At 61.1% G+C, this 11,673-nt stretch carries 6 protein-coding genes; 3 read left to right on the top strand and 3 right to left on the bottom strand.

The window, feature by feature from the left end; all coding sequences use genetic code 11:
- The 3 genes from RMO15_RS04015 to RMO15_RS04025 all read right to left on the bottom strand — a co-directional run.
- A partial coding sequence (locus tag RMO15_RS04015) for a DUF6807 family protein (protein ID WP_309708123.1) occupies positions 1–407 on the bottom strand: 407 nt, incomplete at its 3' end.
- Entirely contained in the window at positions 404–1,780 is a 1,377-nt protein-coding gene (locus RMO15_RS04020; protein ID WP_309708126.1) for a DUF1501 domain-containing protein, read from the bottom strand. The genes RMO15_RS04020 and RMO15_RS04015, both read right to left, overlap by 4 nt.
- 187 nt (positions 1,781–1,967) lie before the next feature.
- Positions 1,968–5,003: a PSD1 and planctomycete cytochrome C domain-containing protein gene (locus RMO15_RS04025; RefSeq protein ID WP_309708130.1), complete on the bottom strand. Its 3,036-nt coding sequence runs from the start codon at positions 5,001–5,003 to the stop codon at positions 1,968–1,970.
- Between the two features lie 47 nt (positions 5,004–5,050).
- On the opposite strand from RMO15_RS04025, the gene RMO15_RS04030 reads away from it, so the two are divergent.
- The 3 genes from RMO15_RS04030 to RMO15_RS04040 all read left to right on the top strand — a co-directional run.
- Positions 5,051–7,882, top strand: coding sequence for a DUF1553 domain-containing protein (locus tag RMO15_RS04030; protein ID WP_309708132.1), 2,832 nt, complete (start codon positions 5,051–5,053; stop codon positions 7,880–7,882).
- Positions 7,883–7,998: 116 nt separating this feature from the next.
- Positions 7,999–10,644, top strand: coding sequence for a DUF1592 domain-containing protein (locus tag RMO15_RS04035; RefSeq protein WP_309708135.1), 2,646 nt, complete (start codon positions 7,999–8,001; stop codon positions 10,642–10,644).
- Between the two features lie 4 nt (positions 10,645–10,648).
- The coding region (locus RMO15_RS04040; protein WP_309708138.1) for a DUF1552 domain-containing protein at positions 10,649–11,673 on the top strand (1,025 nt) is incomplete at its 3' end.

The raw sequence follows: 11,673 nt of genomic DNA on the forward strand, positions 1-11,673 counted from the left end.
GGGGCCGTGATCAGGACGCCCGATCCGGCTGAGTCCGCTATTGTAATTCCGTTGGCCTCTTTTACGACCTGCTCGCCACCGGTCATGTGCCAGCGATCGTAGGTTTTGCCGTTGACAGTGAGCTTGTTCCAGCCGATAAAAATCCCGCGATGGTGCGTGAACTCGCCCCCCGCCCCCTTGGTGATAGGTTTGCCTGTGTCGGGGTCGAGGATATGTAAGTAAGGCTTGTAGGTCTCCTCGCGCTTCTTGGGATCAGACATGTCGTAGCCCATCATAAAACGCCCGATCAAGTGATTTTTTCCCACGAGAGATACTTCAATGTACTTTTTATCGAAGTCGTGGGCATAGGGAATAGGAGGCTGGCTGGCTTGAAAAAGTGGAAGTGCCAGAAGAGGTAGAAAGGTCATACGATGAGCTCCTTGATAACATTTCCAAAGACATCGGTGAGGCGCATGTCGCGGCCCCCAAAGCGCTGAGTGAGTTTTTTATGGTCGAAGCCGAGTAAGTGCAGCATGGTGGCGTGAAGATCGTGCATCTCCATTTTATTCTCAACAGCGAAGTAGCCAAACTCATCGGTTGCGCCGTAGATTGTCCCGCCCTTGAAGCCGCCGCCTGCCGCCCAGACTGTGAAGCCAAAGGGATTATGGTCGCGCCCATCGCCGCCCTGCACCATGGGGGTACGGCCAAACTCGCTTGCCCAGAGCACAATCGTGGAGTCTAGCATCCCGCGCGACTTGAGGTCTTTGAGGAGCCCTGCGATCGCCGTGTCCACCATGCGCGAGTTGTCTTCGTGGCCCTTCTTGAGGTTACCGTGCTGGTCCCACCTATCATGCCCGCAGCTCGGATGGGTGAGCTCCACAAAGCGAACCCCCCGCTCGACCATGCGCCGCGCCATGAGGCACTGGAAGCCAAAGGTTTTTGCGGGACCAAAGGCATGGTCGAGCCCGTAGAGCTTCTTGGTCGCCTCGGTCTCACCCGCCATGCCCGTGAGCTCAGGAACCGCGCTCTGCATACGAAAGGCCAGTTCGTAGTTCTGGATCGCGGCGTCTACCGCGACGCTGTTGCCCATGCTTCCCAGCACGCTCTTATCGAGGCGCTTGAGTAAGTTCAGCTTGCGCTTCTGCTCCGCCTCGGTCTTCTCCAGCGGGTTCAGATCGGCAACCGCACTGGGGCGTGGCAGAAAGATCGAGCCCTGGTAGGTCGGTGGCAGAAAGCCGGAGCCAAAGCAGTCGAGGCCACCGTTGGGGATAAGACCGCCATTAATCACCACATAGCCGGGAAGGTTCTTCGCTGCGCTCCCGAGGCCATAGGTCACCCACGCGCCCATGCTCGGGCGGCCCTGGGAGCCATTGCCCGTGTGCAGAAAGTAGTTCGCGTTGGTGTGCTCCGAGAAGTTAGAGGTCATGGAGCGCATGACGCACAGCTCGTCGGCGCACTTTGCCACTTCGGGGAAGAGCTCACTGATATCAATGCCGCCCTGCCCGTACTTCTTGAAGCTCCACGGCGATTTTAAGATATTGCCGTTGTTGTTAAACTGGGTTGCAGGAACCTCAAGCGGTAGTGGCTTACCATGGTCTTTTTCCAGGCGCGGCTTCGGGTCAAACGTGTCCATCTGGCTCGGGCCACCATCCATGTACAGAAAGATCACTGCCTTTGCCTTCGCCGGATGATCCAGGGGCCGCCCGCCGGTCTGGGCGTGCGCCTCCTCCGCAAAGAGCGCGGAGGCCGCCATGCCCCCAAAGCCCGTCGCCGCCGTCGCAAGCATCTCTCGTCGCGTCATAGTGTTTCTTCCTACTATCTCCATTGTAAATATGCGCCAATATCTATCATAAAGTCTTTGTCTTTAGAAAGAGCCGATCCCACTGCAAAGCCTATCAGTGCCACTCCCAACATGACCAACAGCCACCGAGGCACTCGGGCCAAGTGACTTTTTGGAGCGCTGTATCGTGGCCTGTCTTTCATCGTGGCTACTTAATGAAGATAAACTCCTTGACATTGAGCAGGACATGGCACAGATCAGCCCATACCTGCTTTTCTCCCCCGCTTGCGGGGGCCGGGGGGGCCACGAACTCCAGCGCATTTTTCAGTTCTTCGGTGCTGGCGGGTCGGCCAAAGGCGTTTTCATAGAGCCAGGTAATGCGCTGCTCGGGCGTGGCGTTGGGCTGCTCTTTCAGAAGGCGCGTGGCCCAGACCTCGGCTTGCTGGCGGACAAAGGCTCCGTTCATCAGAGCGAGGGCCTGCGCGGGGACATTGCTGACGCTGCGTCGCCCGATACAGGTGAACGGGGTTGGGAAGTCGAAGGACTGTAGCCAGGGCGAGAGGAAGTTGCGCCGCACAGAAAGATAGATACTGCGCCGTCCGTTGCCATCGAGCGGGCCTTGACCGGGGCGCCCGCGTCCCTCGGAGAACTCGGTGAGGTAGGTGTTGACTGGCGGGCCATAGAGCGTGCTGTCGAGGCGGCCGGAGAGCGCTAGTAGGCTATCACGGATGGCCTCGCCCTCTAGACGGCGGACGTTCATACGCCAGAGGAGCTTGTTGGTTGGGTCGGTTTTTATCGCGGTGGCGGTGGGCGCGACATCACTGCGCTGCTTGTAGGTGGCACTGGTGAGGATCAGCTTGTGCATCGCCTTGAGCGACCAGTTTTTCGCCACTAATTCACTGGCTAAGTAGTCGAGAAGCTCAGGGTGAGTGGGTTTCTCGCCCATATGCCCGAAGTCATCGGTGGTGGGGACGATTCCGCGCCCAAAGTGGTGGTGCCAGAGGCGGTTGACAATCACACGGGCCGTGAGCGGGTGCTGCGGGCTGGCGATGCGCTTGGCTAGTTCGAGCCGCCCGCTGCCCGTGACTCCCGAGACCGGAGTGCTCTCGGTGCCACAGAGCGCGAGCTGGAGGCGCGGCGCGGTCGGCCCGGCAGCTTTATGGTTGCCGCGTAGGAAGACTTTCTCATCCTCGCCATCGCCATCGGCCATCGCTAGGATGCGGGTGGGAGCGGGGAGGGCGCTGTCAATAGCCGCGATCTGGGTGCTGACATCGGCGAGGAGCTTTGTCTCTAACACTCCCTTGCGCAGGAGCATATCGAGCACCTCAAGAGCAGGCGCATCGCTTGTTGTGAGTGAGTTACTTGCCCAGTGGTCGAGAGTTGTACTGAGGTTCTGCTTCACCGGCTCCGCAACCAGCGGAATGGGATACGGGCTGTTTCCACCGGGCGGGACATTGCTGGCGCTGAGCACCGCACCCTCGCAGCGAATCCAGCCGTCGTGGCCCTTGTTGGTGTCACTTAAATTGCCATTGGAGAAGTTGTCGCGGGCGCTGTCGGTGAGCTCGACATAGGCGCGGCGGCCCTTGACCATGCGCAGGTTAATAGTGCGCCACTGCGGTTCGGGATTGTCAATCGTGTGCCCCAGAAAACCGTAGAGCGGGTCCCGGATGACTTGGAAGCTCTCGACAATGATGCGCAGTTTGCCCTTCTGACCGGCGACATTGACATGGATAAAGTCCTTGTCGATGGTGAATGTCGGGGAGCGCAGAGCGCCCTCTTGGCGTCGCCCACCGAGCGCGGAGTGCGCCATCGTCCGGGGGGCGAGCGCCAGCACGGGCTTCTGTGGATTGCCGGAGAGAATCAGCTCGCCGGGTTCGGCAAGCGTCTGCATGGCCGCGCCGCTGGGAGTCCACTGGGTCAGCAAAAAGTCACTCACGCCGCCGCTCTTACGATTGAGCCCTAGTAGCTCTGCCTTGAGCTTCTCTGCGGGAAGTGCGGCGAGACTGGCCTTCCAGCTCTCGCTCAGGGCGCGCTTGTCGATTCCCGCACGGATTTTAGCGATCTCTGCGGCGGGCTTGCCAAAAGTGGCGGGGCCGTCCGACGATGTCAGCTGGAACCGGGAGCTTCTGAGGACGCCGTAGAGGCCGTAGTAGTCTTTGGTGGGGATCGGGTCGAACTTGTGGTCGTGGCAGCGGGCGCAGGCCAGGGTCTGACCCAGCATCGCCTTTCCTATCACATCAATTTGATTGTCAATGCGGTCGGCCTGTTCTTGCTTAATATCAACCGGCGAGTGCTTGCCCTCACCCAGCCAGACAAACCCCGTGGCCGTGAGCGACTCATTGCGCCCCGTGACTTTATCGTAGCGCGGAGTGGGCAGTAAGTCCCCCGCGAGCTGCTCGGTGAGGAACTGATCGTAGGGAACATCGGCGTTGAGCGCACGAATCACATAGTCGCGGTACTGGAACGCCTCGGGGATATCAAAGTCAATCTCATGGCCCATGGACTCGGCGTAGCGCACCAGGTCCAGCCAGTGCCGCGCCCAGCGCTCGCCATAGGCGGGGGAGGCTAGCAAGCGATCTATCACTTTCTCGTAAGCACCAGGCGATTTGTCGGCCAGAAACGCGGCGATCTCGCCCGGAGTGGGCGGCAGGCCCGTCAGGTCAAGTGTCACACGCCGAATCAGCGTGCGCTTGTCGGCCTCGGGAGCCATCTTAATCCCCGATTTTTGCAGCTTGGCGAGCACGAAAGAGTCTATGCCGCTCTTATCCATTGGTGGCTCTAGCGGACGCCGGACTTGCTTATAGGCCCAGTGCTGACGGCGCTGCGCCAGATCAAAGCTTTCTTTTTTTGACCCCCCTGTCTTTGGGGGAGTGGGTGCTTTGGTGTTGGGCAGTGGCGCACCGCCCTTGACCCACTGCTCTAAAAGCGCGATCTCATCTGCCGGGAGCTTGCCGCTGGGAGGCATCAGGAGCGACGAACTGGTGTAGCTGACGGCTTTTAAGAGTGTCCCATTGGCTGGGAGAGCCGCCCCGCGTGCCCCGCCTTTTTTTAGCGAGGAGGCGTCGTCTAGGCGCAGGTTTCCCTGCTGGGCATCTGGCCCATGACAGGAGACGCACCGCGCAGTCAGGATCGGGCGAATGCGCTTCTCAAAGAACTCCGCATCCACAGGTTCCTGTGCCTCGCCTGGCATTAAACTCACTCCGAGTAAAAGTCCCACAAAAAGAACGCCCATTGTCCGCTTCATAGCTTCTATTGTAGCCCACAATGCGTCATAATAACCGTGAAATGCGAATGCAATGGGGAATTCTTAGCGGAGCAATCTTGCTCGCAACGGCGGCACTGGGGAACCAATCCCCTCGCTCACAATCAGCAGGGGAACTGGCTTTTGAGTCAAAAGTGCGCCCGCTGCTCTTAGCGAAGTGCATCACCTGCCACGGCGAGCACGCCCAGCAAGGCGGCGTTCGGCTCGATAAAGCGTTCGATGCGGCCACGGCGCAGCGTGTCTTAGCGGCGGTCCGCTACGACGGCAAGGTGAAGATGCCCCCGAGTGGCAAGCTTGGCCTCCCTGAGCAAGAGGCACTCGCTGCCTGGATAAAAGACGGCGCAAAGTGGCCAGTGGCCCCCCCCGCCCCCAAGAATGGGGGAGCCGGGGGGGCTTCCCACTGGTCGTTCCAGCCGGTGAAGCGTGCTGCCGTGCCCCGAGTGCAGAACCCAGTGCTGCGGGACGAGTGGGTGAAGAATCCGATTGATACCTTTGTGCTGGCGCGGCTGGAGAAGAAGAAGCTCTTGCCAAGCCCTCCGGCAAGCCGCCGTGAGCTGATCCGCCGCGTCACCTACGATCTAATAGGCCTGCCGCCGACACCTGGGGAAGTGGCGGCGTTTGAGCGCGACCCCGACCCGAAGGCGTATGAGAAACTTGTTGAGAAGCTACTGGCAAGCCCGCACTACGGCGAGAAGTGGGGGCGGCAGTGGCTCGATATTGTGCGCTACGCTGAGACGAACTCCTACGAGCGTGACAACCCCAAGCCCAACCCGTTCCGCTACCGAGACTACGTCATCAAGAGCTTCAATGCTGACAAGCCCTACAATAGATTCCTCACCGAGCAACTCGCGGGCGATGAGCTTCCCGATGCCACCAACGAGACCCAGATCGCCACAGGGTTCTATCGCCTCGGGGTCTGGGACGATGAGCCCGTAGACGCAGAGCAGTCGCGCTACGACAGCATAGATGACATGGTCACGACGGTGGGGCAGGCGTTTCTGGGGCTGACGCTGGACTGCGCCCGTTGCCACGATCATAAAATAGACCCAATCCCCACCAAAGACTACTACCAGTTTGTCGCGATCTTCCAGAACATCAATTATTTTAAGAATGGCGGCACCACCGACGAGAAGCTGCTTTTTGAGAGCGAGGCGGAAAAAGCCGACTACGAGAAGCGTGTTAAAGAGCATGCCGAGCAGGTTGCTGCCAAGAAAGCCCGCATCGCGGCGCTTCAACAGGAGTTTTTGCAGAAGCGCGATGCGCTACTCAAGCCTGGCGATCTCGCCGACCTCGCTTGGAAGTACTACGAAGGCAGTTTTGGCGCACTCCCGGATTTTGACAAGCTCACTCCCACGGCGTCAGGGACAACTACCACCCTCGATCTCTCCGTAAAGCAGCGCGATGCCAGCTTCGCCCAGCTCTGGATGGGGAGCCTCAACGCGCCCACCGCTGGGGAGTACACGCTCTGGCTGGACTCCGACGATGGCTCGCGGGTTTTTGTCAACGGTCAGAAGCTGATTGACTACGACGGCTCCCATGGCGAGGGCAAGGAGAAGCGGGCAAAAATTACGCTCCCCGCCGGAAAAGTAGCGCTTCGTGTGGAGTACTTTCAGAGTGCTTCCTCGCCGCTCGGGCTGAATGTGGCCTGGGCCGGGCCGGGGTTTGGTCGCCGCCCGCTCTCGCCCGCCAAGAACACGGGAGCACTGGGCATTCCCGTCCAGCTTGCCGCCTACAAAGGCCAGCTTGACCAGAACCTCGCGGCGGAGCAGGCCAAGCTTACCAAGGAAGTAGAGGAGCTGGAGAAGGCCGAAGTCGCGGTCAGTAAGATACTCGTCGTCACGGAGAAAGGTCCCAAGTCCGCCGATACGTTTATCCTCAAGCGCGGCAGTCGCGAGACCCCCGGCGATAAAGTTGAGCCCGGTTTTCCGCAGTGCATCGGGGGAGGGATCGCCAACCCGACGCCGCTTCCCCGCTCCGTCGGTCGTCGTACCGCGCTGGCGAACTGGATCACTGACCCCAAGAACCCGCTCCCGGCCCGCGTGATGGTCAACCGGCTCTGGCAGGGGCACTTCGGGCGCGGGATTGTCCGCACTCCCAACGACTACGGCCTGCAAGGCGCGGCCCCGACCCACCCTGAGCTGCTCGACTGGCTGGCATCGGAGTTTGTGGCTAAGGGCTGGAGGATGAAGGCAATCCACCGCCTGATCCTGCTCTCCAGCACCTACCAGATGTCCTCGCGCAGCACCCCCAAATCCCTCAAGGCCGACCCCGAGAATGAGCTCTTCTGGCGCTTCGACATGCGCCGCCTGACCGCCGAAGAAGTCCGTGACTCGGTGCTCGCCGTCTGTGGGAACCTGAATCTGGCGCAGTTTGGGCCGTCGGTCTACCCCGATATCCAGAAAGAGGTGCTGGCGGGGCAGTCGATCCCCGGTAAGGACTGGTACCCGGATCGCATGAGCCCACAGGACAAGAACCGCCGCAGCATCTATATCTTCGCCAAGCGCTCGCTGCTCTATCCCATGCTAGAGAGCTTCGACGCCGCCGAGACCGATCGGACCAGCCCGGCCCGCTTCGCCACCGTCCAGCCGACCCAGGCGCTGGCGATGCTCAACTCGACGCTCATGAACCAGCAGGCCCAAGTCCTTGCGGATCGTGTCAAGAAAGACGCCACCGACCGCCCCGTTCCGTTCATCAAGCGTGCCTTCAGTCTCATCACCCAGCGCGAACCCACCCAAGCCGAGCTCGCCCGGTGTACAAGGCTACTCGACAACCTGCGCTTCAAAGGAGCCACCGAGCAGCAAGCCCAGACCTACCTGTGCCTGTCTCTGCTGAATCTTAGCGAGTTTATGTATCTAGACTGAGCCTGGTGGGGGCGGGTGGATAGACTGAGGAAAAAAATCTGAAATAAACGTGGAGACATGGCTGTCTCATAATGGAGAAAATGGCGTACACTAACGGGAAGTGAGTTCATAGTGTCATGAAACTTCAAAAGAGACAACGGAAGCTCTCGGGGCGGCTGGCATCCGGCGCGGTCCTCACCCTCGGACTGGGGGCTCTCTCGGCAGCGATGCCACAAAGTAAGCCTTCGGTGCCTGCGACAAGCGTACAGGCGTTTCTCAAAGCCAACTGTATTGCTTGTCACAATCCCAGCCTCAAAGAGGGCAAGCTCGACCTGACGGCGCTTCCATTGCGCCTCGATGATCCCAAGATTTTTGCGACGTGGGTGAAAGTCCACGACCGTGTGCAGTTGGGGGAGATGCCTCCGCCAGCCGCTACCCTGCCCAAACCTGCGGCACGTGCGGCATTTCTAAAAAACCTTGCCGCTCCGATGCAAGCCGTGGAGGCCGCTCGGGTGAAGCGCGAGGGGCGTGCGGTCTGGCGGCGCATGAACCGCTACGAGTACGAGAACACCGTGCGAGACTTACTAGGCGCACCGTGGCTCCAGCTCAAGTTCATCCTCCCCGAGGACGGTGTCTCGGCCCGCTTCAACAAAGTCGGCACGGCACTGGATGTCTCCCATGTCCAGATGAGCCGCTACCTGGATGCCGCCAATGTAGCGCTTAAGGAGGTGCTGGCGCAGGGAGTCGCACGCCCCGAGACCACCACGCGGCGCTACTACGCACGGGAGCAGCGCTCTTTTGCCGGGCTGGTGGAGGCGGGGTTTGCCTACTCCGATGCCACGGCGCGGGCTACCTTCCCGATCCTGGGAGAGGCGGCAGACCTTCCCGTGCTGGAGAAAAAAGGCCCGATGACGGTCGGGGAGAAAGACCCAGATAAGCGTGAGCGAGAGGCACTTGGGGTGGTCGCCAGTGCCTACGAGCCGATTCAGCCCGAGTTCGACCGCTTCCACGCGCCCGTCTCGGGCCGCTACCGGCTCCGGCTCCGTGCCTACTCGTTCTGGTCCGGCGCAGACAACGAGAAGCAGTGGTGGCGAGCCAGCCGCACCAAGATCTCGCGGGGGCGAACCCAGGAGCCGGTGACGCTCTACGCGACCTCGCATCCCCAGCAGCAGCGCCGCCTGGGCACGGTGGACACAGGCCCCGACCCGGCAGTGCGAGAGCTGGATGTCCAGCTCCTCAAAGGCGAGTCTATCCTGCCCGATGCCGCTCGCCTCTTTCGATCCCGTCCGCCTGCGGATGACCCTAAGCGCAAGATAACGACGGGCTGGCATACCCCGCTGGCGACCAAGGAGGGCCAGCCAGGCGTTGCCTTCCAGTGGCTGGAGGTCGAAGGCCCGCTCTACGACACCTGGCCGATAGCGGGCGTGCGTCTGCTGTGCGGTGACCTGCCCGTCAAGGCCGTGGGTGGTGGGCAGCTTGAGATCATCCCCAAAGACCCCGAGAAAGATGGCGCACGGCTCCTCCGCGGGTTTCTCCCGCGTGCTCTGCGCCGCCCTGTACAGCCAACCGACGTGCTACCCTATGAGAAACTCTTCCAGAGCGCCCGTCGCTCCGGGGCGAGCTTTACCGAGGCGCTCCTCGCCGCCTACTCAGGGATTCTCTGCTCCCCCGACTTTATCACCCTGGAAGAGAAGCCCGGCCCCCTCAGCGACTTTGCACTAGCGACCCGGCTCTCCTACTTCCTCTGGAACACGGAGCCAGACGAAACACTCCGGTCGCTGGCAACGCAGGGAAGGCTCAAAGATCCCAAGGTGCTCGCCGCGCAGACAGAGCGCCTGCTCGCCGACCCGCGCTCCCGCCGGTTTGTCGAGGCGTTTCTGGACTACTGGCTCGACCTGCGTAAGACGGCAGATGTCTCACCCGATGAGACACTCTATGCGGACTACTACCTCGATGACTACCTGGTAGAGTCTGCGGTGGAGGAGACACAGGCGTTCTTCCGCGAGCTCCTCCATAAGAACCTGCCCGCGCGCAATATTGTCTCATCGGACTTTGTGACGGTCAACGACCGCCTCGCGACACTCTACAACCTCCCCAATGTTCAGGGAGCCACCATCCGCCGCGTCCCGCTGCCCAAAGACTCCGTCCGTGGGGGGCTGCTCACTCAGGCGAGCGTCTTGAAAGTGACCGCCAATGGCACCACGACATCCCCCGTTCTCCGGGGTGTCTGGATCAACGAGCGCATCTTGGGGCTGACCGTGCCGCCGCCACCTGCCTCCGTTCCCGCGGTCGAGCCCGATATCCGAGGGGCCACCACGATTCGGGAGCTCCTGGCCAAGCACCGGACGCAGCCCGAGTGCCGCTCGTGCCACACCAAGATCGACCCGGCGGGCTTCGCGCTCGAGAGCTTTGATGTCTTTGGAGGCTGGCGTGACCGCTACCGCGGAATAGGAGAGAAAGACGGAAAGGTGGAGCTGGGCTTCGGTAAGAACGGCCAGCCCTTCTACTTCCATGCCGCACAGCCCGTGGACTCCTCGGGCACCCTCCCCGATGGTCGGCGATTTGCCGATATTCGAGAGATGAAGCGCCTCCTTGGTCGCGACGAGCGTGGAATTGCGCGCAATCTCGCGCGGCAGCTCGTGACCTACGCCACCGGCGCTCCCGTTCAGTTTGGCGATCAGGCGCAGCTTGAGGCGATCCTGAGCCGCGCTCAGCCCAGCGGCTACGGAGTGAAGTCTCTTCTCCATCAGGTGATCGCCAGCGACCTCTTCAGGAACAAATAAGACTATGAAAACTGTTCATATCCTCACACGACAAGCCCTCTCACGGCGCCACTTTCTACGCGGAGCCGGTGTCCTGCTGGGGCTGCCCCTCCTCGATGCCATGGAGCCCGCCTTCGCCCGCACGGACTCCCAGAAAGCGATCCCACGCCGCTTCTTTGGCATCTGCAACAACCTGGGAGTGCTCCCCGACAAGTTCTTCCCAGCAGTAGACCAAGCAGGACGTGGCTATACTTTCTCGCCCTATCTGGAGCACCTGAAAAACTTCCGCGACGACTTCACAGTCATGAGTGGTGTCTGGCATCCGGATGTGGACGGTGGCCACCCGGCGGACATCTGCTTTCTCACCGCCGCGCCGCACCCATCGAGCGGGGGCTTCCGCAATACCATCTCGTTGGATCAGTATGTCGCGGAGCGCATCGGCAACTTGACACGGTTTCCGTCGCTGACCCTGGGAGTCAATGGCTCGCGGAGCCTCTCGTGTACCGCCAACGGCGTGCTGATCCCCACGGAGAACCGCCCCTCTGAAGTGTTTAAGAAGCTCTTTCTAGGCGGCTCACCCGACGAAGTGCAGGCGCAGGCGCGGAGCCTGGCGTTGGGGCGCAGCATCATGGACACGGTCGCGGAGCAGACCAGCAAGCTCAGCCGTCAGGTCGGTGCAAGAGACCGGGAGCGGCTTGATCAGTACTTCTCCGGCGTGCGCGACCTGGAGCAGCGCCTGGTGCAGGCCGCAGAGTGGGAGAAAAAGCCCCGCCCGGTGGTGAGTGTCGCGCAGCCGGTGGACCTCAGGGACCCGCGTGAGTACATGCAGAAGACCCGCCTGATGTACCAGATAGCGCAGCTTGCCTTTGCCACCGACTCCACCCGCAACATCACCCTCATGCTCGACTCGGTTAACTCGCCCGCCATCACGGTGGAGGGCAAGGCAGTCTCCGATGGCTACCACAACCTCTCACACCACGGCAAGAGCTCGACCAAGATGGGGGAGCTGGAGCGCATCGACCGCGAGCACATGAAGCTCCTGGCGGGGCT

The sequence above is a fragment of the Armatimonas sp. genome, assembly GCF_031410135.1.
In the GTDB taxonomy this organism is placed as follows: Bacteria; Armatimonadota; Armatimonadia; order Armatimonadales; family Armatimonadaceae; genus Armatimonas.

Excerpts from the sequence above, each read along its gene's own strand:
- RMO15_RS04020 (WP_309708126.1), bottom strand. The coding sequence starts at position 1,780 with ATGACGCGACGAGAGATGCTTGCGACGGCGGCGACGGGCTTTGGGGGC.
- RMO15_RS04025 (WP_309708130.1), bottom strand. The coding sequence starts at position 5,003 with ATGAAGCGGACAATGGGCGTTCTTTTTGTGGGACTTTTACTCGGAGTG.
- RMO15_RS04030 (WP_309708132.1), top strand. The coding sequence starts at position 5,051 with ATGCAATGGGGAATTCTTAGCGGAGCAATCTTGCTCGCAACGGCGGCA.
- RMO15_RS04035 (WP_309708135.1), top strand. The coding sequence starts at position 7,999 with ATGAAACTTCAAAAGAGACAACGGAAGCTCTCGGGGCGGCTGGCATCC.